Origin of the sequence: Blautia sp. AF19-10LB (assembly GCF_003461245.1) — a bacterium.
Classification (GTDB): domain Bacteria; phylum Bacillota; class Clostridia; order Lachnospirales; family Lachnospiraceae; genus Blautia_A; species Blautia_A intestinihominis.
The window spans coordinates 79,988-104,154 of the sequence record NZ_QTWS01000009.1; the positions used below are offsets into that span (position 1 = coordinate 79,988).

The following is a 24,167-nucleotide window of genomic DNA, read 5'->3' on the forward strand; positions in this document are numbered from 1 at the left end:
ATCCTCCTTAATGCTTTGCTCCGATGCTTTCGTAAAATGCTTCCATCTGTGCCTGCTCACTTGTCAGTCCTTTTTCTTCCAGTTTGGCGCTGAGTGTAAGCATCTTTTTATATTCGTTCGGAATCAGTTTCTTAAAGTGCGGCAGGTAAGCATCAAAGTCAGCAAGCACTTTTGCACCCAGTTTGGAGCCTGTTGCCGCAACATGGGCTTCGATCAGATCACGAAGTTCTTTCTTATCATATTTGTTCTCTACTTTTTCGATAGAGATCATTGCCTTGTTGATGTTTTTGTAAAGTTTGTTCTCAACATCAAGTACGTAAGCGATACCGCCGCTCATACCTGCTGCGAAGTTCTTTCCGGTGCGTCCGAGGACTACGACACGACCGCCTGTCATATACTCGCATCCGTGCTCGCCGACACCCTCTACAACTGCGTAAGCACCTGAGTTACGGACTGCAAAACGTTCTCCGGCAACACCGTTGATAAATGCATATCCACTGGTAGCACCGTAGAGTGCAACGTTACCGATGATGATGTTTTCTTCCGGTTTGTAAGCTGCTTTTTCCGGAACTTTGACGATCAGTTTACCACCGGAAAGTCCCTTTCCGAAGTAGTCGTTGCTGTCACCGGTAAGGTTCAGTGTAAGACCCTTAGGGATAAAAGCACCGAAACTCTGTCCGCCGGCTCCGTGACAGTTGATCACGATCGTGTCATCCGGAAGTCCCTTTCCGGTCTGTCTGGTGATCTCTGCACCGAGGATCGTACCAAAGGTACGGTCTGTGTTTGTTACGTCTACATCGAGTTCGATATGTTCACCTTTGGCGATCGCTTTGCCGCATTTCTTGAGAAGGACTTTTTCATCCAGAGTTTTTTCCAGTTCGAAGTTGTAAACTGCCTTTGGATCGAAGGTCACTTTCTGTCCGTTTCCGGCATATGGGTTATCGAGGATCGCGCTTAAGTCAACTTTGCCTTTGTGCGGCTCTGCCTGGGAAGCTTCCACAGACTGTCTTAAGAGGTCTGTACGTCCTACCATCTCATCGACAGTGTGAACACCAAGGCGTGCCATATATTCTCTCAGCTCCTGAGCGATAAATCTCATGAAGTTTTCTACGTATTCCGGTTTTCCACGGAAACGTTTACGAAGTTCCGGGTTCTGTGTTGCTACACCGACCGGGCAGGTATCCAGGTTGCAGACACGCATCATGACGCATCCCATGGTTACAAGCGGAGCTGTCGCAAAACCAAATTCCTCTGCACCGAGAAGTGCTGCAATGGCAACGTCACGGCCACTCATCAGTTTACCGTCTGTCTCGATGCGGACACGGTTACGGAGTCCGTTCATGATCAGAGTCTGGTGTGTCTCGGCAAGACCAAGTTCCCACGGAAGTCCTGCATTGTGGATGGAACTTCTCGGTGCTGCACCGGTACCTCCATCATATCCTGAGATCAGGACTGTCTGTGCTCCGGCTTTGGCAACACCGGCTGCTACAGTACCTACACCTGCCTCAGAAACAAGTTTTACAGAAATATCTGCATAAACGTTTGAATTTTTAAGGTCATAGATCAGCTGTGCCAGGTCCTCGATAGAGTAGATATCGTGATGCGGCGGCGGGGAGATCAGACTTACGCCAGGTGTTGAATGACGGGTCTTTGCAATCCACGGATAAACTTTCTTTGCCGGAAGATGTCCGCCTTCACCTGGTTTTGCACCCTGTGCCATCTTGATCTGGATCTCTCTTGCGGATACCAGATAGCTGCTGGTAACACCGAAACGTCCGCTGGCAACCTGTTTGATCGCAGAACAGCGGTCATTTTCACTTCCTGCGGAAGCGATACGCTCATCACTCTCTCCACCTTCACCTGTGTTGGATTTTCCATGGAGATGGTTCATAGCGATCGCAAGTGTCTCATGTGCTTCCTGGGAAATAGATCCGTAGGACATCGCACCTGTCTTGAAACGTTTTACGATCTCATCTACGCTTTCTACTTCGTCGATCGGGATCGCTTTTTCCGGATAATTGAATTCCAGAAGTCCACGAAGGGCTCCATGGCTTTCCTGGTCTACGACTTTTGTATATTCTTTGAACAGTGCATAGCTTCCTGTTCTTGTAGATTCCTGAAGGAGATGGATCGTCTGCGGATTGTAGCGGTGTTCCTCTCCCTGGCTTCTCATCTTGTGTGCACCGACACTGTCAAGTGTGAGGTCTGTATTCAGTCCCAGCGGGTCAAAGGCTTCAGAGTGAAGTCTGTCTACGTTCTCCTCGATATCTTCCAGTGTGATTCCGCCTACACGGCTTACAGTTCCTGTAAAGTATTTATCGATAACATCCTTAGAGATACCGATTGCCTCAAAGATCTGAGATCCCTGATAAGACTGGATCGTGGAAATACCCATCTTGGATGCGATCTTGACGATGCCACTTAAGACTGCGTGGTTATAATCCTCAACTGCTGCATAATAATCTTTATCCAGCATATGGGTATCGATCAGCTCGCGGATCGTTTCCAGTGCGAGATATGGGTTGACTGCACTTGCACCATAACCGAGAAGAGTTGCGAAATGATGGACTTCTCTCGGCTCGCCGGATTCTACGATCAGACCCAGGGAAGTACTCTTCTTGGTTTTTACGAGATGCTGATGTACTGCGGATACCGCCAGAAGAGACGGGATCGGCATATGGTTTTCATCTACTCCACGGTCAGAAAGTACGAGGATGTTTGCGCCGTCACGGAATGCCTTGTCAACCTCCACGAAGAGACGGTCGATCGCTCTCTCCAGTTTCGTACTCTTATAATAGAGAGTAGATACAACAGCAACTTTGAATCCATCTGCCTTCATGTTTTTGATCTTGAGCATGTCTGTATTTGTGAGGATCGGATGAAGGATCTTGAGTACATGGCAGTTTTCCGGCTGCTGTACCAGAAGGTTTCCGTCCTTACCTACATAAACGCTTGTGGAGGTAACGATCTCTTCACGGATCGCATCGATCGGCGGGTTTGTTACCTGTGCAAAAAGCTGTTTGAAATAGTCGAATAAAGGTCTGTGCTCATTGGAGAGGACAGCAAGCGGGGTATCTACACCCATGGCTCCGATACTCTCTGCTCCGTTTAATGCCATGTTGCGGATAGAGGTACGGTACTGTTCGTAAGTATATCCGAACGCTTTCTGAAGGCGTGCACGGTGTTCCGGTGTGTACTCTTCCATACGGATATTCGGGATCTTGATGTCTTTAAGCTGTACGAGATTACTGTTCAGCCATTCGCCGTACGGCTGCATTTTTGCGTATTTTTCTTTCAGTTCATCATCGTCGAGGACTTTTCCCTGAACAGTATCTACCAGGAGCATTTTGCCCGGATGGAGACGTTCTTTGAGAACAATCTTCTCTTCCGGAACCGGCATGACACCGACCTCAGAAGAAAGGATCATATAGCCGTCGGAAGTAATATAATATCTGGATGGACGAAGACCATTACGGTCAAGGACTGCACCCATCACATCACCATCGGAGAACAGGATGGAAGCCGGTCCGTCCCATGGCTCCATCATGGTTGCATAATACTGATAGAAATCTCTCTTCTCCTGGGAGATCGTGTCGTTGTATGCCCATGGCTCCGGGATCGTGATCATGACTGCAAGCGGAAGTTCCATACCACTCATTACAAGGAATTCCAGTGTATTGTCAAGCATTGCGGAGTCGGAACCGTTGCGGTTTACGACCGGAAGGACTTTGTGAAGCTGGCCTTTGAGGTATGGAGATTCCATATTTTCTTCTCTGGCGAGCATCTTGTCGGCATTTCCACGGATGGTGTTAATCTCTCCGTTGTGTACGATGAAACGGTTCGGATGTGCTCTCTCCCAGCTTGGGTTTGTGTTGGTACTGAATCTGGAATGTACCATTGCGATCGCGGATTCATACTCCGGATTCTGCAGGTCTGCAAAGAAAGTACGAAGCTGTCCGACCAGGAACATACCTTTGTAAACGATCGTTCTGCTGCTCATAGAAACAACATAAGTGTTGTCATTACTCTGTTCAAACTCACGACGTGCGATGTAGAGCATACGATCGAATGGGAGACCCTTTTCGACATCCTGTGGTTTTTTGATGAATGCCTGCATGATGCATGGCATGCACTCTCTTGCCTTGTGTCCGAGGACCTCCGGGATCACAGGAACGTTTCTCCATCCGAGAAGCTCCAGTCCTTCTTTTTCCACGATGATCTCGAACATTTTTTTTGCCTGGGCGCGTTTGATCTCGTGCTGCGGGAAGAAGAACTGTGCGATACCATATTCTCTTTCCTCACCGATATCAAAGCCCTCTTTCTTACAGGCTTTTTTGAAAAATTTATGGGAGATCTGCAGAAGGATACCAACACCGTCACCGGTTTTTCCCTCTGCATCCTTACCTGCACGATGCTCCAGATGTTCTACGATCCTGAGAGCATTCGCAACAGTTTCATGTGTTTTCTTTCCTTTGATGTTGACAACTGCGCCGATACCACAGTTGTCATGCTCAAATTCCTGGCGATACAGGCCCTGTTCTTCTCTCGTTACTTCCTGCATAATCTTCGTCCTCTCTATCAAAAAAAATTATATTATTCTTTATTTTGCTGTTTCCTGCTTTCTTTCTCCTTTACGTATGCGTCTGCTGCTTTTACAAAGCCGCGGAATAAAGGATGTGCATGGTTCGGTCTGGATTTGAATTCCGGATGTCCCTGGGTTCCCTCATAGAACGGATGATCCTTGATCTCGATCATCTCTACGATATGTCCGTCAGGGGAAGTTCCGGCGATCGTCATGCCTTTCGCAGCAAGCTCTTCACGGAATGCGTTGTTGACTTCATAACGATGTCTGTGACGTTCCTGGATCTCTTTCTTTCCAAAAAGTTCCAGTGCTTTGGAGTTATCTGCAAGTACACATGGATAGCTTCCAAGTCTTAAAGTTCCTCCAAGGTCTTCTACACTCTCCTGATCCGGCATCAGTGCGATCACCGGATGTTTGGTAGCTGGGTTCAGCTCGATGCTGTTTGCATCTTCGTATCCTAATACGTGGCGGGCGAATTCTACGATCGCCATCTGCATTCCAAGGCAGATCCCAAGGTACGGGATCTTGTGGACACGGGCATACTGTGCTGCCAGGATCATTCCCTCTGTACCTCTGTTTCCAAATCCTCCCGGAACAAGGATACCGTCTACATTATGAAGTGTCTGGTCGAGATTCTTCTCATTTAATTCTTCAGAATCCACCCAGGTCAGTTCTACTTTGGCTCTGCAGGAAATCCCACCGTGTTTCAGAGCTTCCACAACACTTAAGTAGGCATCATGGAGCTGTGTATATTTTCCTACCATTGCAATGTTTACTGTGCTCTCCGGATTTCTCAGATCGTTGACCATCTCTGTCCACTCGGTAAGATCCGGTTTGCGGTTCTCAAGTCTCAAGGATTCCAGAACTACATCGGCAAGTTTTTCTCTTTCCATTGCAAGAGGAGCTTCATATAAATATTCTACATCAAGGTTCTGTAATACATGGCTGACCGGTACGTTACAAAACAGTGCGATCTTGCCTTTGATCTCATCTGTCAGCGGATGTTCGCTTCTGCATACCAGAACGTCCGGCTGGATTCCCATTCCCTGAAGTTCCTTGACACTTGCCTGGGTCGGTTTGGTCTTCATTTCCTCAGAAGCTTTGAGGTATGGGATCAGGGTTACATGAATGAGGATTGCATTGTCATGTCCCACATCATGCTGGAACTGACGGATAGATTCCAGGAACGGCTGGCTCTCGATGTCACCAACGGTTCCTCCGACCTCGATGATCGCGATTCTCTCTTCTTCCGGTGATTTGGCGCGGTAAAAACGGCTCTTGATCTCATTTGTAATATGAGGAATGACCTGTACTGTCCCTCCTCCAAAATCTCCGTGACGCTCTTTCTGCAGGACTGACCAGTAGATCTTACCGGTTGTCACGTTGGAATTTTTATCAAGGCTTTCATCGATAAATCTCTCATAATGACCAAGATCCAGGTCTGTCTCTGTACCGTCATCAGTAACAAAGACCTCTCCATGCTGGATCGGGTTCATGGTTCCCGGATCGATATTGATATAAGGATCAAATTTCTGCATGGTCACCTGATAGCCTCTTGCCTTGAGAAGCCTTCCCAGGGACGCTGCCGTGATCCCTTTACCCAGTCCGGATACAACACCGCCTGTAACAAAAACATATTTAACTGACATTGTGATTTCCTCCTCCATCTGTGTTACACATAAATGTCTGATAAAAGAAAAAGCACCAGAAGCGGATGAAGGGGCTGGTTTACCCTTATCTGCCTCTGACGCCTTTGTCAGACACGACTCTTAAATATGTGCATTACTATACCGTATTTTGGACACTTTGTAAATATGTAATTTTTATATAAATCGCATTTTTTTATCTTTTTTTCCTGCACATTCTGCCAAAATCAGTGACAGTTTAACAGCCGCAGTCGATCTTCTTATTCAGTTCTGCCTCAACATCCAGCGGATAATTTCCGTCAAAACATGCCTTGCAGAGAGGAAGTCCTCCTGCCATTCCCTCCAGGAACTCACTCTGCATGTATCCAAGGGAATCTGCACCGATCATTTTACGGATCTCTTCGGTGCTGTGATTGGAAGCGATCAGCTGGTCATTGGACGGTACATCTGTTCCGAAATAACATGGATGAAGGAACGGCGGGGAGCTGATACGTACATGCACTTCCAGTGCTCCGGCTTTCTTGAGCATGCGGATCAGGTTTGCGATCGTGGTTCCTCTTACGATGGAGTCGTCGACCAGAACGATCCTCTTACCCTTAACTGCGGATTCCAGGACGCTCAGTTTGAGGTGAACGCTGGATTCACGCTCCTCCTGGGTCGGTTTGATGAAAGTTCGTCCGATATAGCTGTTCTTATAGAAAGCAAATCCAAATGGAATTCCGGATTCTTCGGAATATCCCTTGGCTGCCGGGATGCCGGACTCCGGTACACCAGCCACAAGATCTGCTTCTACAGGATAAGATTTTGCAAGAGATTTACCGCCGCGGATACGTGCATCGTAGATCTTGACGCCATCCATCTCGCTGTCCAGTCTTGCAAAGTAAATATATTCAAATACACAGTGTGCATGTTTACCGCCGGCGAGTTCTTTGTTGGATTCGATGCCTTTCTTTGAGATGGTGACCATCTCTCCTGGTTCAATATCTCTTACGAACTCTGCGCCGACAGAGGTCAGTGCACAGCTTTCGGATGCGAGGACATAGGTATTATCCCTCTTGCCAAGGCAGAGCGGTTTCAGTCCAAGCGGATCACGGATACCGATCAGTTTACGCGGGCTCATGACCACAAGTGCATAAGCACCTTTGAGTTTGTGCGCGGTCTTGAGAACGGCATCCTCTACTGTCCTAGTGTGTACACGCTCTCTCGCTATATGGAACGCAATGACTTCTGAGTCCGTAGTCGTATGGAAGATCGCTCCATTCTGGATCAGTTCCCATTTCAGTTCCGGTGTGTTGATCAGGTTTCCATTGTGTGCAAGTGCAAGTGTTCCCTTAATATAGGACAGGACAAGCGGCTGTGCATTCTCTGCTACCGATGCTCCTGTCGTTGAATAACGTACATGACCGATGCCAAGATCTCCTTCCATATTGCGGATAGTATTCTCACGAAGGACTTCACTTACAAGTCCGAGATCCTTATGAAACTGGATGTTTCCTCTTTCGCCCTCTGTGCGGGAAACTGCAAGTCCGCAAGACTCCTGTCCACGGTGCTGCAAAGATGTAAGACCATAATAAATAGAGGGAACCACATTCCCTCCATCCAGATCGTACATACCAAATACGCCGCAGGCTTCCTTTAATTCTGCCATCAGAATTTCCTCCCATTCTTTTCAAATGCTTTCTGCTTTCTGAAGTGCTTTTCACAGTGAAATTATAATAGAAGAAAGTGATTTGTCAACCCTTGTCCCCTCAAAAAAGCATACAAATAAATTCATCCGTCCAAACAAAAAATTTGAAAAAATTTTCGAAAAAGTTGTTGACATCCCGATTTTTTTGTGTATACTACAACACATAAGCAACGGCGCTTTGGAAAACAAAATCCAAGGCGCCTTTTTTGTTTATCTGAGAGTTTTTATTTTAATTACGAAAATTAAGATTAATGGAGCATTGAAAGGAGATTTTATTATGGCACAGAGCATTCCTGAAATCTACGGCAGTCTTGTTTTTAACGACAAGATCATGCGTGAGAAATTACCGAAAGACATGTACAAGGCACTGAAAAAAACGATTGAGAACGGTACACACCTGGAACTTGATGTTGCCAACTCCGTTGCAGTTGCCATGAAAGAATGGGCTCTCGAACATGGAGCTACCCATTACACTCACTGGTTCCAGCCAATGACAAACTTCACCGCAGAAAAACATGACAGCTTCATCTCCCCGACAGGCGACGGACAGGTGATCATGGAATTCTCCGGTAAAGAACTTGTAAAAGGCGAGCCGGATGCATCCAGTTTCCCGTCAGGCGGTCTTCGTGCTACATTTGAAGCAAGAGGATATACAGCATGGGATCCTACATCACCGGCATTCATCAAAGACCGTACCCTTTATATCCCGACTGCATTCTGCTCCTACAGCGGAGAGGCACTGGATAAGAAAACACCTCTTCTTCGTTCCATGGATACCCTGAACAAAGAGGCTGTCAAGATCCTCCGCCTTCTCGGAAATACAGAAGTAAAACATATCGATACCACCGTTGGTCCGGAACAGGAATACTTTCTGGTAGACAAAGACCTCTATAATAAGAGAAAAGACCTGATCTTCTGCGGACGTACCCTGATCGGTGCTCCGGCTCCAAAAGGACAGGAAATGGAAGACCACTACTTCGGAACCCTGAAACCTCGTGTATCTGCTTACATGCATGACCTGGACGAAGAGCTCTGGAAACTTGGAATTCCGGCTAAAACAAAACATAACGAAGTTGCTCCTGCACAGCACGAGCTGGCTCCTGTATTCGATACCACAAACGTAGCAGTTGACCACAACCAGCTTACAATGGAGATCATGAAAAAAGTAGCTGCCAAACACAACATGGTATGCCTGCTTCATGAGAAACCATTCGAAGGAATCAACGGAAGTGGTAAACACAACAACTGGTCCATGAGCACAGACACAGGTGTCAACCTTCTTGATCCTGGCAAAACACCTGCAGAAAATACACAGTTCCTGGTATTCCTTGTAGCAGTCATCAAAGCAGTGGATGATTACGCAGATCTTCTCCGTATCTCTGTTGCAAGTGCAGGAAATGATCACCGTCTTGGTGCAAACGAAGCTCCGCCGGCAGTTGTATCTATCTTCCTTGGCGACGAGCTGACAGAAGTACTCAAAGCGATCGAGAACGACGAATTCTTCGTTGGACACGGTGCTGTTCAGATGGATATCGGAGCAAAAGTACTTCCGCACTTCGTAAAAGACAACACAGACAGAAACCGTACTTCACCGTTCGCATTCACAGGAAACAAATTCGAGTTCCGTATGCTTGGATCTTCTTCTTCCGTAGCAAACCCGAACATCATCCTCAACACTGCTGTTGCTGAAGTATTAAGCCAGTTCTATGAGGAACTCAAAGATGTTCCGGCTGACGGAATGGAATCCGCTGTTCATGAATTACTCAAAAAGACCATCAAAGAACACAAACGTATCATCTTCAACGGAAACGGTTATACAGATGAATGGATCGAAGAAGCAGAAAAACGCGGTCTCTACAACCTGGTATCTACTCCGGATGCACTGCCGCACTTCACCGATGAAAAGAATGAAAAACTTCTTACCAGCCATCACATCTTTACACATGCAGAGCTTCATTCCCGTTATGAGATCAAGCTTGAGAACTATGTAAAGACACTTCATATCGAAGCCGGCACTATGGTTGAGATCATCCAGAAAGATCTTCTTCCGGCAGTTACTACATATATGGAAAAACTGGCTCAGACTGCAGCACTTAAGAAATCAGTCGTTCCTGATATCTCCGTATCCACAGAAGCTGCACTTCTTACCAGACTGACAGAACTTTCTGAGACCATGGTCAAAGATCTGGAAAGACTCAAAGAGGATACTGCAATGGCAGAATACGAAGTCGACAAAGATCTTCTCAAGAGTGCAAAACTCTATCAGAGTGTTGTACTTACCGATATGGAAAAAGTTCGTGTTTCCGCTGATGCAGCAGAAGCTCTGATCCCAGATTCTATCCTTCCATATCCGACATACGGCAAACTGTTATTCTCCATCTCTGACTGATTCAGAGGATAACAGACAATTTCATACCGGTAAAACCAGGGGATATCTCATGAAACATGAACTACTTCATAATTCATTATCGATTTCCTCATCCATTAATCACACGATACGGTATCCCCTGTTTTACATATACTTGATTCGTAAAGGCGCGAAAATGATGAAATTTCATTCTCGCGCCTTTTCTGAATATTGAAGCCACACTAATCTTGTCAACTTTTTAGGGAAAGAGAGGTAACTTTATGTATTCATCAGTAAACACTATATGGGTGCTTTTTGGCGCCGCGCTTGTCTTCTTTATGCAGGCCGGATTTGCAATGGTAGAAACCGGCTTCACCAGAGCAAAAAACGCTGGTAACATCATCATGAAAAACCTTATGGACTTCTGTATCGGTACTCCTACTTTCTGGATCGTCGGATTCGGGATCATGTTTGGAGCAGGAAACGGATTCTTCGGAAAGATCGGCGGCATTGCCACAGAGGCAAATTATGGTTCCGCAATGCTTCCTGACGGCGTTCCGTTCTGGGCATTCCTGATCTTCCAGACAGTATTCTGTGCAACCTCCGCTACGATCGTATCCGGAGCCATGGCAGAACGTACTAAATTTTCTTCCTATTGTATCTACAGTTTCCTGATCAGCCTGATCGTTTACCCGGTATCCGGACACTGGATCTGGGGCGGCGGATTTATCAGCCAGATGGGCTTCCATGATTTTGCAGGTTCCTGTGCAGTACATATGGTCGGTGGTGTTGCAGCATTTATCGGTGCCATCATCCTTGGACCTCGTATCGGCAAATACGGAAAAGACGGCAAGTCCAAAGCGATTCCTGGACATAACCTTACCATCGGTGCTTTAGGTGTATTCATCCTCTGGTTCTGCTGGTTCGGATTCAACGGTGCATCTACCGTCAGCATGGAAGGCGATGCTATCGTAAGTGCAGGTAAGATCTTCGTAACTACTAACCTTGCAGCAGCTGTTGCAACTGTCACTGTTCTTCTTATCACATGGGTAAGATACAAAAAACCTGATGTTTCCATGTCCCTCAACGGATCTCTTGCAGGTCTGGTAGCGATCACAGCAGGTTGTGATACCGTTTCTCCTACATCTGCAGCTATCATCGGTATCGCTTCTGGTTTTGTTGTAGTATTTGGTATTGAATTTATTGACAAAGTACTCAAAGTCGATGACCCGGTTGGTGCTGTCGGCGTTCACGGATTAAACGGTGCCTTTGGTACTCTTGCTGTTGGTCTTTTCTCCGATGGTACAGGTACGGAATGGAAAGGTCTCCTCGTAGGCGGCGGTTTCCACGGATTTGGTGTACAGTTTATCAGTATGATCATCACCATCGCATGGGTTGCTGTTACTATGACGATCATTTTCCAGGCGATCAAACATACGGTTGGTCTTCGTGTAACTGCTGAAGAAGAGATCGAAGGTCTGGACTCCAAAGAACATGGTCTTACAAGTGCATACGACGGATTCGTTGTACACGACACTATGACTGTTCCAACACCTATGGGTGTTACAAAAGCAGCTCCTTCCGCAAACACTTCCGCAAATGTTGCACCTGCTGAAGTTGCAGCCACCATTCCAGAACTTCCGAAGGAAGGCGTACATAAACTGACAAAAGTTGTTATCATCACACGACAGAGCAAACTTGAAGAATTCATGCATGCAATGAATGAGATCGGTGTTACCGGTATCACCATCACAAACGTTATGGGATGCGGTGTACAGAAAGGTTCCCGTTCCTACTACCGTGGTGTTGAGATGGATATGAACCTGCTGCCGAAGATCAAGATCGAGATCGTAGTCAGCCTCGTTCCGGTAAGAACCGTCATCGAAACAGCCAAGAAAACACTTCACACCGGTCAGTACGGCGATGGAAAAGTCTTCGTATATGATATCGAAAACGTTGTCAAGATCCGTACCGGTGAGGAAGGATTTGAAGCACTTCAGGATACTCAGCCGCTGGAATAAGATTCCCCCGGCAGTATTAATAGATTTTCCTCTAAGCAAAAGCAGCTCTTCTTTCTGTGTAGAAGGGCTGCTTTTCTGTCGTCTTTTATTCTTCTCTTGTAAGTTTTGGCAAATTCCACCGGTAATGCGCTGCCAGATAACGGATCAGTATTACCACCGCTGAGGCTCCCACCATCGCTGCGACTGCCCCAAAATTCCGGTACAGTACCACACAGACGATTGCTCCGACGATAGACGCGCATGCATAAATATGGCGCACCAGGATATACGGCGGCACACCTGCCATGACATCACGGAGAAGTCCTCCGCCGACACCTGTGACGGTGCCAAGGAACACCAGCAGGAAAGTATAATCCATATATCCATGGGCGATCCCTGTATTCACACCTACCACAGTAAAGATTCCAAGCCCGATTGAGTCCATGACAAGCATTACTTTGTCATAAGTCTCCCTGTTATGTCCCTGAAGGAGTTCCTTCTTAAGATACAGGATCATAAAAACAACACAGGATGTGACCGTTGCGACGACCGTATAAACCGGATGCTGGAACATTGCCGGCGGCACGATCCCGAGGATCACATCACGCACTGCCCCTCCTCCTACAGCTGTCGTGACTCCCAGCACGATCACACCAAAAATATCCATTGCCCGATCTACCGCAACCATGGCACCGGATGCCGCAAAAGCGATCGTCCCGACCATTTCCATAATAAATGTAATGAGCTGCTGATAATCCATAACTTCCCTCTCCAATTCCCCTTTATTTGTTTACTTTCTCACAAGAACTTCTCCGCTTCCTGTGTTTGTCCATCTGTCATCCCTGACTGCGATCTTCCCTCCTGTCAGAACGTAGTCAAATCCCTCGCAGAACTGATCCGGATCATCAAAATCTGCTTTCACCTTGAGATTCTCCAGATGGAAAATATTGATATCTGCTGCCTTTCCTGCCTCCAGAACGCCACGGTCCAGATGCAGAGGTTTCGCTGCTCTTCCTGTCATCTTGTAGACAGCCTCCTCGATCGTAAAGATCTGTCTGTCACGCACATAGTCCGTAAGCACCTTCGGAAATGCGGCATAAACCCTCGGATGATATTTGCCACCTGCCGGATAGATCGCATCTGAGATCAGATTTGCATATTCATCCTTCAGAAAATGCAGCATGTCTTCTTCCGATGCGATCGTGTCAAGCATTGTGACCTGACAGTTTTCTTCGATCAGAATGTCATACAGTGTATCATACGGATCATTTCCTGTAAAGTCTGCGATCTCCTGGATCGTTTTTCCTGCATAGGCTTTGTATTTCTCTGTATGGAGCGTGCTTGTATAGATCTGGTCAAAACCTGCCAGTTCCACGATATTTTCGAATTCATCAGATGGTGTTTTGAGGACTTCTGTCAGATGTTTACGGTATGTTCTGTCCTTCAGTCTCCGGATGATTTCATCCGTACCGCCTTTCTGGCATTCCGGTGGAAGCACATGCACGAGCTGTGTGGGACCTGTCAGATACGGATACAGGTCAAAATCAAGCTGCACACCCTCTGCCCTCGCCTGTGCAAAAAGCCGGAGGGCTTCTTCACATTTCGTTCCCCAGTTTTTCTTTCCGATGCATTTCACATGACTGATGTGCAGCGGGATATGAAGTGCCTTTGCTGCATGGAGGACTTCTTTCTGTGATTCGATCAGACTGTCGCCTTCGCTGCGCACATGCGTCGTGATCGGGATCCCGGTATCTTTGAGCGGACTTAAGACTTCGATCAGGCTTTTTTCATCGTATTCAAATTCCGGCGCATAGGCAATACCAAGACTGATACCGAGTGCTCCTGCGTCCAGGCTCTCCTCGATCTGCTTCCAGGCTGTTCTTAATTCTTCTTTCGTCAAACTTCCTGTCCTGTAGCCGGCTGCACAGGCACGGATCGTTCCGTTTCCCGCGAGCATTCCTGTATTCACGCTCCGCTTCGTCGCTTTCAGGGCATCCATATAGGCGTGGAAGGACTCTGCTGCCGGGCAGCTTTTGTCTTCCTTTATATATTTCTCCGGCGGATTTCCGGTAACGCTACTGATAAAACCAAGAATCTCCTTCTGATGTTCTGTTCCGACCGGTGCGACCGAAAGGCCGCAGTTTCCATTCACAACTGTCGTAAGTCCCTGACGGTTCAGAAGTTCATCGTCACCGTTTTCCAGTGCCTGCCAGTCTCCATGTCTGTGGATGTCAATAAATCCCGGCGTCACATAGCCGCCCTTCGCATCCAGGATCCGCTCCTTCGGAAAATCAGAAGGAAACTCCGTCGTCTTTGTGATTTCTTTGATCCGGCTTCCTTCTATTATGATATTGCCCTCAAAAGGAGCCTCGTTTTTTCCATTTACGATCTTTCCATTACAGATGATATAATCTGCCATTTTGCTCACCTCTGCCGTCATTATAACCGTAATCATGTATTCTTGCAATTGGATATTGCAAAAACTTTTTATTTGCCAAAATATTTTTATATTGTTATAAAAAAGCAGAAAAAAGCGATACACACCCGCTTCCTTTAAGAAACAGGCTATATCGCTCTGTCTGTGATCGTGTATTTTATTGTGAGGATCACATTCCCAGGGAATCTGCCCATACTTTGAGAGCATTCTTGTCCGCACTTCCGAAACGTTTGCCTTCTTTCCAGTTGGCAGATGGTGCGGCTCTTTTTGTTCATCCAGTCAAGGTCTGCATTGGTGTACGGTACTGCAGGCTGGATTTCAAAAAGATCTGCTCCTGTAACTTCTGCCAGGGCTTTTGCCATCTTTGCTGTTACTCCGCTTGCTGAAAAATATGCTACTAATTTCTTTGCCATGATAAAGTTTCCTCCATTCTGTTTGACATTAAAATTTTAATTTGTTACTATGAGTATAACACTTAAACCTGACTTTAGGTCAATACCTTTAGGTAAAATATAGAGTAAATTCCGGTTTTATTTTACGGTTTTACAGATTATGGAGGAATGTAATGGACGTTATCAGTATCAAAGACTTTCCGGGGATCCGCATTGGAAATGCACAGAATGTCGATGGAGGAACAGGATGTACCGTTATCCTGAGCGAAGGCGGCATGTGCGCGGGACTTGATGTCCGCGGGGGCGGTCCTGCTTCGAGGGAAAGCGAACTTCTCAAGCCGCTTGCCAATGCACAGACGATCCACGCCGTACTCTTTGGTGGAGGAAGTGCATTCGGGCTGGATGCCGGCGGCGGTGTCATGCAGTTCCTGGAAGAAAAGGACATCGGTTTTGATGTAGGCGTGACTAAGGTACCGCTTGTCTGCCAGTCGGATCTTTTTGACCTGACCGTAGCTGATCCACACTGCCGCCCGGATAAGGCGATGGGATATGAAGCCTGTAAGAATGCTTATCTTGACAATTACCAGGATGGAAACTTCGGTGCAGGTACAGGAGCAACCGTCGGTAAATTTAAAGGGATGGATTTCTGCATGAAATCCGGCATCGGAAGTTACGCCGTGCAGATCGGTGAGCTTAAAGTCGGCGCGATCGTTGCGGTAAATGCACTTGGTGATATTTACGATCACCACTCTGGCAGGATCATCGCCGGTCTACTCAATGAAGACCGTAATTCTTTTGCTGATTCTGCGAAACTGCTCTATCAGTCTTATGAAGTACGCGAAAACAAATTTACAGGAAATACTACGATCGGTACCATCATCACCAATGCAAAATTCGACAAAAGCCAGCTCTGCAAGATCGCCGGTATGACACACAATGGCTATGCCCGCTCCATCCGTCCGGTGCACACTTCTGCTGACGGCGACAGTATCTACGCCCTTTCCGTCGGAACCGTTGCTGCAGACTACGATATGGTCGGCACGCTTGCAGCCGATGTCATGTCAGAAGCGATCCTCTGTGCTGTTCATAGTGCGAAGTCCGCTTATGGTTATCCTGCGCTTCGCGATCTTAACTTTTAATCGAAATATCTGAATTCAGGAGGTTTTTATTATGTATTCTATCGGAGAAGTATCTGAAATGTTTGACCTGCCGGTCTCCACGCTCCGCTACTATGACAAGGAGGGGCTTTTTCCGGATATGATGCGTGTCTCCGGGGTCCGCAAATTCAGCGACCGCGAACTGGAGACTCTGCGTGTCATCGAATGCCTCAAAAAATCCGGCATGGAGATCAAGGACATCCACCAGTTCATCGAATGGTGTGCCATGGGAAAGGAAACTTACCCGCAGCGCCGTGCCATGTTCCAGCGTCAGCGTCAGAATATCGAGGCAGAAATTGAGCGTATGAACCAGGCACTTGATATGCTGAAATACAAATGCTGGTTTTATGACCAGGTAATGAAAGGTGTCAGCGAAGATCAGCTTCATGCGATGATCCCGGATTCTATGCCGGAAGAGATCCAGGTAGCCTACGCTCACGCCCACGAAACAAAATCCGCATAATTTTTTATTCATAAGCAGCACAAAAGCCATACTCCGGGATCATGGCAGTAATCCTTCGGTATGGCTTTTGTTATGGCAAAATTTTGATTTACTTATTAAGTACGTTACTTATATATGTCTGAACATTTAATTCTAAGGAATTATTTGATAAAGCTTACGTGCTTGCAGATTTCTTCTACTGCTTTATCTTTTCTCTGGTTGAAGATTACTTTGTTCTCTTCGAAGAGGTTACGTCCTTCTGTGTCGATGGATACGATCAGAGGTCCGAATTCTTTGACACGGCAGTGCCACAGTGTCTCAGGCATTCCGAGGTCTCTCCACTGAGCATCTACGATCTCTTCTACTTCTGTTGCTGCTACAACTGCGTTTCCAGCCGGGAATACACAGTGGATCGCACCGAATTCTTTGCATGCACGCTCTGTGTTTTCTTTCATACCACCCTTACCGATGATAACACGAACGCCTGTCTCTCTTACGAATTCGTATTCAAATTTTTCCATACGCATACTGGTTGTCGGTCCTACAGATACCATTTCGAACTTATCATTTTCCAGTGGACGGATGATCGGGCCAGCGTGGAAAATTGCTGCATCTCTTACGTTTACAGGAAGTTCACGGCCTTCTTCAACAAGACGTCTGTGAGCAACGTCACGACAGGTTGTCATGCTTCCGTTTAAGTATACGATATCTCCTGCATGGATATCCTTCAGATCTTCTGCTGAGATCGGTGTTGTTAAAATTTTCTTTCCATCTTTCATTTCCAGCATTATAAAGTCACCCCCGAATGTGTTGTGATTGTGTAGTTAAGGTCTTTATCAAAGATAATATGTCCACGTCTGTGGGACCAGCATCCAACGTTTACGGCTACACCGATGGTGGATGGATGTCTTGCTGTGTTTTCGATGTGAACACCCATTACGGAATATTTACCGCCCATACCCTGAGGTCCAAGGCCGATCGCATTGATACCGTCTTCGAGCAGTTTTTCCATGGATGCAGCACGCTCGTTTTCGTTGTGGCTTCCAAGCGGTCTCATAAGAGCTTTCTTGGAAAGCAGTGCAGCTGTTTCTACGGATGTTGCAACACCAACACCTACAAGGAGTGGCGGACAAGCATTTAAGCCATAAGATGTCATGACATCCATAACGAATTTTGTTACACCTTCGTAGCCTTCACCTGGCATCAGGACCATAGCTTTTCCCGGAAGAGTACATCCGCCACCGGCCATGTATGTGTAGATCTCGCATTTGTCGCTGTCCGGAACGATATCCCAGAATACGGTAGGAGTTCCTTTACCAACGTTTTTGCCTGTGTTGTACTCGTCAAATGTTTCTACACTGTTATGACGAAGTGGTGCTTCGAAAGTAGCTTTGACAACTGCTTCTTTGAGGAGTGCTTCCAGTTCTCCGATGAGCGGGAAGTTTGTTCCACATTTTACCCAGAACTGTAATACACCTGTATCCTGGCAGCTTGGTCTGTTGAGTTCTTTTGCCAGAACCTGGTTTCTCTGCATGGTCTGGTAAATTACTTTAGACAGCGGGCTGTCTTCTTTCTCTGCAAGTTCGTTGATCTTTGCCTTGATGTCGTCCGGCAGCACTTTACCAATATAGGAAACAAAGTTTGCCATATAAGTGGTAAGCTGCTCTACCTGTTCTTTCTTACCCATTTGTTTGTCCTCCTGGTTATTATAATTTTAAAGTTAATAATTGAGTTTGAGTTTATTTATCAAATTCCTTTCGCGTTTCTCATTCTCACGGGAAGAATGGGAAAGCGATCGGAAGAATGATCATACTTACGATTGTTGCGATGATGATGAGCGGGAATCCGGATTTTACATAGTCCATGAACTTGTATCCGCCGGCACCTACTACCATTGTGTTTGCTGGCATTCCGATCGGTGTTGCGTATGCGCAGGAACCGCCGATCACACATGCCATCAGTACTGCTCTCGGGTCAGCTCCCATTCCCTGTGCGATTGACAGGCAGATTGGAACCATAAGAGCGGTTGTTGCTGTGTTTGACATGAAGTTTGTCAGGATACAGCAGAGAATGAATACTACAAATGTCAGGATGTATGGAGATGGATTTTCACCAAGTGCTCCAATTACTTTGTTGGCGATCAGTTCACCGGCTCCTGTTTCCTGCAGTGCAGCTGCAAGAGAAAGTGTACCGCCAAAAAGGAAGATCGTCTTGAGATCGATGGATTTGAGTGCATCTTTCTCAGAGATAACTCCTGTGAGGATCAGAAGCAGTGCTCCGATTCCACCGGAAATACATAATTTAATACCAATTTTGTCTTCAAAGATCATTGCCAGCAGTGTCAGGATCAGGATGATCAGGGATAACCACTGTTTCCATGCCGGAACGTCGCTGAAATCTTTTTCTGTATCGAATGCTCCCTCATCTTTGACATCGTGATTTGGAAGAAGTCTGTAACCGATGGTTGCGTAGAACAGAATTCCTACGATCAAGATCGGAAGACCTACGATCGCATACTCGAAAAATCCGAATTTCATTCCAATTTCCTGAAGTGCACTCTGTGCGATCAGGTTTCCTGGTGCTCCGATCAGAGAAAGGTTACCGCCCATAGCTGCTGCGAATACCAGCGGCATCAGGAGACGGGATCTCTTGTATCCGGATTTTGCTGCGATACCGATCACTACCGGGATCAGAACTGCGGCTGTACCTGTGTTGGATAAAACACCACTCATAAAACCTACGATCACCATGATCGCGATGATCAGCATTCTTTCTGATTTTGCAAATTTTGTTACAATACCTCCGACCTTGTTTGCCATGCCAGTTTCAAATAATGCCCCACCTACGATGAACATGGATACAAACAAGATGACGTTACTGTCGATGAATCCTGCAAAAGCTGTCTTGACATCCAGGACTCCGGTTACGACAAGACCGATACAGACGATCATGGATGTAACTCCCAGCGGAATCTTCTCAAATACGAACATGATTACCGCAAACAGGAGAAACAGCAGTGTAATTGTTGATGGACTCATTGCCACACCCTCCTACTTTTTCGTTATGTAATTTTTCAGTAATCGTTCGGCCGATTCATTACTGTTTTGTTATGAGCTTATTATATACAAGGGTTTCAGGATTGTACATTTATTAAAACATATGGTACTATAAGTTTTTCCTATTGAAAAATTCATCTCAATAAACGTTTCTTTATCTTTTCATTGCGAATCTTTTTTTCTCATGCTATTATGAATTTTAATAAAACTACAGATACAAGGGGGAATTTCAGCATGAAATTAACTCAGTTAGAATACTTTTGTGTGGCGGCCAGGTATCACAATATTACCAAAGCCGCCAAAGAGCTTTTTGTGACTCAGCCTTCGATTTCCAATGCGATCAAAGCACTGGAGGAGGAATTTGGTGTGAATCTTTTTTTCCGGAATAATAATAAGCTCACCCTCACACCGGAAGGCGAGCTCTTTTATAAGAGTGCAGAAGGACTTCTTGCGCATGCAGATTCTGTCGAGATGGAATTTCATGAATTAAGGAAAAAAATCACACCGATCCGCATCGGGATCCCGCCTATGCTGGGGACGATCTATCTGCCTGAATTGTATTTATCCCTGAAAGGAAATTTCCCGGAAGTCGATTTCCGGCTTTTTGAGTTTGGTTCTATCAAAGCGTGTGACCTTGTTTTGGAGGAAAAACTGGATATCGCGATCGTCAATGCGGAACAGCCTGCAATTGACAAATGTAATTCTCGCATTATTGATACAGAGGATCTTTATTTCTGTGTTGCACCAGATCATCCTCTTGCCGAACAGAAGACAATTCTTCTCACTATGCTCGCAAACGAACCTCTGATTCTCTTTAACACAGATTCTGTGCAGGTCATGACACTGACCCGGCAGTTCAAAGCAGTCGGTGTAACCCCGCGTGTTATCCTAAACACCAGCCAGATCACGACACTCATCAATATGGTCAAATCCGGTCATGTAGGAACCTTCCTGTATCGTTCTATTGTGGAAGCACATCCAGATATTGTCGGGATCCCGGTCATGCCATCGATTGAGCAGCGTATCGGTGTCATCTGGAAAAAAGGCAAATACCAGAACACCACTGCTGAAAAAGTGATCAAATACATAGAGAACTTCTGAATTTTTCCATAAAAAAAGATAGCCGAACTATTTATTGTCAGCTATCTTTTTTTATTGCTATTTCCAGGCTCCGGTCTCATCTTCGATTCCGAATTCTTTCGGATCGAAGGCTGGATCTTTGCCTTCTTTCTTTTGTTTCTCATAATCTTTAAGAAGTGCGACGGCTTTTGGTGCGAGAAGTGCAATCGCAATGATGTTTGCCCATGCCATCAGGCCATAGCCGATATCGCCCATCGCCCATACTGCATCCGCATTTACAATGGCTCCCATGAATGATGCCGCAAGAAAAATTGCCCGTGCGATTGCAATGGCTTTCTTGCTGTTGCCGGTGAGATAACGGATATTGGACTCTGCCTGATAACAGTATCCCGTCATGGATGTGAATACGAACAATACAATGATGATCGCCAGCGCCTTGCCGCTCCACGTTCCAAACGTGCTCATCAGCGCATACTGTGTCCATTTGATTCCGGCTTCGATGCCGCCGGTCTGGCTCATTAGAAGATTTCCTGCACCATCGGTGACATCAAAGGTTCCTGTCAGAAGAACGATCAGTGCAGTTGAAGTTCCGATAAATAAAGTATCTACATAGATAGAAAATGACTGGATCAGTCCCTGTTTCACCGGATGGGAACATTCTGCCGCTGCGGACACAATCGCACCACATCCCATTCCAGCTTCATTTGAGTAAATTCCTCGTTTGACACCCCAGGAAACAGCAGATCCGAGAATACCGCCAAGTACTGCATGTACACCAAACGCAGACTGCACGATCATCAGAAGGATCCCCGGAAGTTTGGTGATATTCAGTCCGACAATGATCAGCGCTGCCAGAATATAGATCGCGCACATTGCCGGTGCCAGCATTTCCGCGATATGGGCAATACGTTTGATACTTCCATATACTACGATTCCAAGTACGATACAGCAGATCGCGCCCACAAGGATCTTATTTACAGAAAAAGCTTCCTCAAACACAGTTACCAGTGAGTTAATCTGCACACCCGGCATGAGGAATCCAGGTCCCAGAAAGGCAACTACTGCAAACACGACCGCATATGGTTTGCACTTCAGGCCTTTTTCTATGTAATATGCCGGGCCGCCGGTGAATTCTCCGTCAGGACTCTTGACTTTGTATGCCTGGGCAAGTGCCGATTCAACAAAGGCAGACGCTGCTCCGATCACAGCGATCATCCACATCCAGAAAACAGATCCCGGTCCGCCATAAAAGATCGCAGAAGCGACGCCGGCAATATTTCCCATACCTACGCGGGCACCTACTGTTGTAGCAAATGCCTGAAATGGAGTGATTCCGCTCTCACTCTCTTCTTTGGATGTCAGAAGTTTGACCATTTCTTTCACTAAGCGGATCTGTGGAAATTTAAGACGCAGTGACAGATAAAGTCCAACTCCAAGACACAAAACAACCAATACCATGCTCCAGACTATCGCATCCATCTGGTTTACAAACATTGAAAATTTCTCCATAAGCCCCTCTTTCCTAATACTATACTTTAATACTACTATATTACGCTAAATCGTGAAAAAGCGCAACGAAATATTGATATTATCTATGTTTTACTTTCTTTTTTTCTATATTTCTCCCGATATCTCATTTTTTCACAAAAAAAGAACAAAGAAGTTCTATTTAAAACTTCTTTGTTCTTCTTAAATAGCAGGGGATGAGAGAATCGAACTCCCACCAAAGGTTTTGGAGACCCCTATCATACCATTTGACCAATCCCCTAGAAAATTTATCGTACCTACAAAACTACATACATGTTGACTAAGCAATCGAATTTTAACCATGCTTCCGTTCGATAGCGGTCACCTCATGACCTTTCTCGAACTAGTTGGTCAAGCCCTCACCCTATTAGTAGCAGTCAGCTCCATGTGTTACCACACTTCCACCCCTGCCCTATCAACCTCGTCGTCTTCAAGGGGGTTTACTCCTTTCGGATGGGATATCTCATCTTGAGGGGGGCTTCACGCTTAGATGCCTTCAGCGTTTATCCCTTCCGGGCTTGGCTACCCGGCTATAGACTTGGCAGTCTAACCGGTGCACCAGCGGCCCGTCCATCCCGGTCCTCTCGTACTAAGGACAGCTCCTCTCAGATATCCTACGCCCACGCCGGATAGGGACCGAACTGTCTCACGACGTTCTGAACCCAGCTCGCGTACCGCTTTAATGGGCGAACAGCCCAACCCTTGGGACCTACTACAGCCCCAGGATGCGATGAGCCGACATCGAGGTGCCAAACCACTCCGTCGATGTGAACTCTTGGGAGTGATAAGCCTGTTATCCCCAGGGTAGCTTTTATCCGTTGAGCGATGGCATTCCCACTTAATACCACCGGATCACTAAGCCCTACTTTCGTACCTGCTCCACCCGTCGGTGTCGCAGTCAAGCTCCCTTCTGCCTTTGCACTCTTTGGATGGTTTCCGTCCATCCTGAGGGAACCTTTGGGCGCCTCCGATACCCTTTCGGAGGCGACCGCCCCAGTCAAACTCCCCGTCTGGCATTGTCCCACCGCCGGATCACGGCGGCTGGTTAGAAACCCAATACTGCAAGGGTGGTATCCCAACAGCGGCTCCATGGCAACTGGCGTTACCATTTCATAGCCTCCCACCTATCCTGTACATGCAGTACCGGATCCCAGTACCAAACTGGAGTAAAGCTCCATGGGGTCTTTCCGTCCTGGCGCAGGTAACCAGCATCTTCACTGGTACTTCAATTTCACCGGATGCATTGTCGAGACAGCGCTCAAATCATTACGCCTTTCGTGCGGGTCGGAACTTACCCGACAAGGAATTTCGCTACCTTAGGACCGTTATAGTTACGGCCGCCGTTTACTGGGGCTTAAATTCAAAGCTTCGCTTGCGCTAACCTCTCCTCTTAACCTTCCAGCACCGGGCAGGCGTCAGCCCATATACCTCACCTTACGGTTTCGCATAGACCTGTGTTTTTGCTAAACAGTTGCTTGAGCCTATTCTCTGCGGCCACTTCTCAGTGGCACCCCTTCTCCCGAAGTTACGGGGTCATTTTGCCGAGTTCCTTGACAATGCTTCTTCCGCCGGCCTTAGGATTCTCTCCTCATCCACCTGTGTCGGTTTACGGTACGGGTATGGTATGAACAATAGCGGCTTTTCTTGACGCACAGCTCACGGACTTCGTTACTAAAATTCACTCCGCATCACGTCTTCCCATTGCCACACGGTTTTTCCAATGTGACTGGTACCTCGCTTGCACCGGGATACCGTTCCCGGCTTCCGCTCTCTGCACGTGTCCCCACAGTTCTGTCATATCATAGTACAGGAAT

Annotated in this window: 14 protein-coding genes, 1 tRNA gene, 1 rRNA gene and 1 pseudogene (1 of these 17 cut by a window edge); 5 read left to right on the plus strand and 12 right to left on the minus strand. The window is 46.6% G+C overall.

The window, feature by feature from the left end; all coding sequences use genetic code 11:
- Positions 1–7 precede the first annotated feature (7 nt).
- The 3 genes from gltB to purF all read right to left on the minus strand — a co-directional run bounded on the left by gltB (position 8) and on the right by purF (position 7,876).
- Positions 8–4,561 (minus strand): glutamate synthase large subunit, encoded by a 4,554-nt coding sequence (gene gltB / locus DWX28_RS07255; RefSeq protein WP_118252292.1) that lies wholly within the window; start codon positions 4,559–4,561, stop codon positions 8–10.
- Positions 4,562–4,593: 32 nt separating this feature from the next.
- Positions 4,594–6,231: a CTP synthase gene (locus DWX28_RS07260; RefSeq protein ID WP_118252293.1), complete on the minus strand. Its 1,638-nt coding sequence runs from the start codon at positions 6,229–6,231 to the stop codon at positions 4,594–4,596.
- A 235-nt stretch (positions 6,232–6,466) separates the two neighbouring features.
- Positions 6,467–7,876 (minus strand): amidophosphoribosyltransferase, encoded by a 1,410-nt coding sequence (purF, locus tag DWX28_RS07265; protein WP_118252294.1) that lies wholly within the window; start codon positions 7,874–7,876, stop codon positions 6,467–6,469.
- A 316-nt stretch (positions 7,877–8,192) separates the two neighbouring features.
- Between purF and DWX28_RS07270 the strand changes: the two genes are divergently transcribed.
- Both DWX28_RS07270 and DWX28_RS07275 read left to right on the plus strand, forming a co-directional pair.
- Positions 8,193–10,304, plus strand: a complete 2,112-nt coding sequence (locus DWX28_RS07270) for a glutamine synthetase III family protein (protein WP_118252295.1) — start codon at positions 8,193–8,195, stop codon at positions 10,302–10,304.
- Between the two features lie 239 nt (positions 10,305–10,543).
- Positions 10,544–12,283: an ammonium transporter gene (locus tag DWX28_RS07275; RefSeq protein WP_118252296.1), complete on the plus strand. Its 1,740-nt coding sequence runs from the start codon at positions 10,544–10,546 to the stop codon at positions 12,281–12,283.
- 85 nt (positions 12,284–12,368) lie between these two features.
- Here the strand turns inward: DWX28_RS07275 and DWX28_RS07280 are convergent, their stop codons facing one another.
- The 3 genes and pseudogenes from DWX28_RS07280 to DWX28_RS20510 all read right to left on the minus strand — a co-directional run.
- Entirely contained in the window at positions 12,369–13,022 is a 654-nt protein-coding gene (locus tag DWX28_RS07280) for a trimeric intracellular cation channel family protein (RefSeq protein WP_022214745.1), read from the minus strand.
- A gap of 30 nt (positions 13,023–13,052) precedes the next feature.
- The gene (locus DWX28_RS07285; RefSeq protein WP_158565292.1) at positions 13,053–14,681 is read right to left on the minus strand and encodes an N-acyl-D-amino-acid deacylase family protein; all 1,629 of its coding nucleotides are present in this window, start codon (positions 14,679–14,681) and stop codon (positions 13,053–13,055) included.
- A gap of 248 nt (positions 14,682–14,929) precedes the next feature.
- Positions 14,930–15,112: pseudogene (locus DWX28_RS20510) on the minus strand (flavodoxin); the annotation flags it as partial.
- A 152-nt stretch (positions 15,113–15,264) separates the two neighbouring features.
- Between DWX28_RS20510 and DWX28_RS07295 the strand changes: the two are divergent.
- Together DWX28_RS07295 and DWX28_RS07300 are read left to right on the plus strand one after the other, a co-directional pair.
- Complete coding sequence (locus DWX28_RS07295) at positions 15,265–16,230, plus strand: P1 family peptidase (protein WP_118252298.1); 966 nt, start codon at positions 15,265–15,267, stop codon at positions 16,228–16,230.
- A 31-nt stretch (positions 16,231–16,261) separates the two neighbouring features.
- A complete protein-coding gene (locus tag DWX28_RS07300; protein WP_118252299.1) occupies positions 16,262–16,711 on the plus strand; it encodes a MerR family transcriptional regulator in 450 nt (149 codons plus the stop codon).
- A gap of 140 nt (positions 16,712–16,851) precedes the next feature.
- Here the strand turns inward: DWX28_RS07300 and ttdB are convergent, their stop codons facing one another.
- The 3 genes from ttdB to DWX28_RS07315 form a co-directional block, all read right to left on the minus strand.
- Positions 16,852–17,478 (minus strand): L(+)-tartrate dehydratase subunit beta, encoded by a 627-nt coding sequence (gene ttdB, locus DWX28_RS07305; RefSeq protein WP_022214740.1) that lies wholly within the window; start codon positions 17,476–17,478, stop codon positions 16,852–16,854.
- Complete coding sequence (ttdA, locus tag DWX28_RS07310; protein WP_022214739.1) at positions 17,478–18,377, minus strand: L(+)-tartrate dehydratase subunit alpha; 900 nt, start codon at positions 18,375–18,377, stop codon at positions 17,478–17,480. Before ttdA ends, ttdB begins: the two co-directional genes overlap by 1 nt.
- An 85-nt stretch (positions 18,378–18,462) precedes the next feature.
- Positions 18,463–19,728, minus strand: coding sequence for an SLC13 family permease (locus DWX28_RS07315; protein ID WP_118252300.1), 1,266 nt, complete (start codon positions 19,726–19,728; stop codon positions 18,463–18,465).
- Positions 19,729–19,980: 252 nt separating this feature from the next.
- Between DWX28_RS07315 and DWX28_RS07320 the strand changes: the two genes are divergently transcribed.
- Positions 19,981–20,847, plus strand: a complete 867-nt coding sequence (locus DWX28_RS07320; protein ID WP_118252301.1) for a LysR family transcriptional regulator — start codon at positions 19,981–19,983, stop codon at positions 20,845–20,847.
- Between the two features lie 57 nt (positions 20,848–20,904).
- Here DWX28_RS07320 and DWX28_RS07325 read toward each other — a convergent pair whose 3' ends face one another.
- The 3 genes from DWX28_RS07325 to DWX28_RS19515 form a co-directional block, all read right to left on the minus strand.
- Positions 20,905–22,335, minus strand: coding sequence for an alanine/glycine:cation symporter family protein (locus DWX28_RS07325; protein WP_118252302.1), 1,431 nt, complete (start codon positions 22,333–22,335; stop codon positions 20,905–20,907).
- A gap of 188 nt (positions 22,336–22,523) precedes the next feature.
- A tRNA-Trp gene (locus DWX28_RS07330) sits at positions 22,524–22,594 on the minus strand.
- Positions 22,595–22,700: 106 nt separating this feature from the next.
- A 23S ribosomal RNA gene (locus DWX28_RS19515) occupies positions 22,701–24,167 on the minus strand; it runs 1,569 nt beyond the window's last position.

Excerpts from the sequence above, each read along its gene's own strand:
- gltB (WP_118252292.1), bottom strand. The coding sequence starts at position 4,561 with ATGCAGGAAGTAACGAGAGAAGAACAGGGCCTGTATCGCCAGGAATTT.
- DWX28_RS07260 (WP_118252293.1), bottom strand. The coding sequence starts at position 6,231 with ATGTCAGTTAAATATGTTTTTGTTACAGGCGGTGTTGTATCCGGACTG.
- purF (WP_118252294.1), bottom strand. The coding sequence starts at position 7,876 with ATGGCAGAATTAAAGGAAGCCTGCGGCGTATTTGGTATGTACGATCTG.
- DWX28_RS07270 (WP_118252295.1), top strand. The coding sequence starts at position 8,193 with ATGGCACAGAGCATTCCTGAAATCTACGGCAGTCTTGTTTTTAACGAC.
- DWX28_RS07275 (WP_118252296.1), top strand. The coding sequence starts at position 10,544 with ATGTATTCATCAGTAAACACTATATGGGTGCTTTTTGGCGCCGCGCTT.
- DWX28_RS07280 (WP_022214745.1), bottom strand. The coding sequence starts at position 13,022 with ATGGATTATCAGCAGCTCATTACATTTATTATGGAAATGGTCGGGACG.
- DWX28_RS07285 (WP_158565292.1), bottom strand. The coding sequence starts at position 14,681 with ATGGCAGATTATATCATCTGTAATGGAAAGATCGTAAATGGAAAAAAC.
- DWX28_RS07295 (WP_118252298.1), top strand. The coding sequence starts at position 15,265 with ATGGACGTTATCAGTATCAAAGACTTTCCGGGGATCCGCATTGGAAAT.
- DWX28_RS07300 (WP_118252299.1), top strand. The coding sequence starts at position 16,262 with ATGTATTCTATCGGAGAAGTATCTGAAATGTTTGACCTGCCGGTCTCC.
- ttdB (WP_022214740.1), bottom strand. The coding sequence starts at position 17,478 with ATGCTGGAAATGAAAGATGGAAAGAAAATTTTAACAACACCGATCTCA.
- ttdA (WP_022214739.1), bottom strand. The coding sequence starts at position 18,377 with ATGGGTAAGAAAGAACAGGTAGAGCAGCTTACCACTTATATGGCAAAC.
- DWX28_RS07315 (WP_118252300.1), bottom strand. The coding sequence starts at position 19,728 with ATGAGTCCATCAACAATTACACTGCTGTTTCTCCTGTTTGCGGTAATC.
- DWX28_RS07320 (WP_118252301.1), top strand. The coding sequence starts at position 19,981 with ATGAAATTAACTCAGTTAGAATACTTTTGTGTGGCGGCCAGGTATCAC.
- DWX28_RS07325 (WP_118252302.1), bottom strand. The coding sequence starts at position 22,335 with ATGGAGAAATTTTCAATGTTTGTAAACCAGATGGATGCGATAGTCTGG.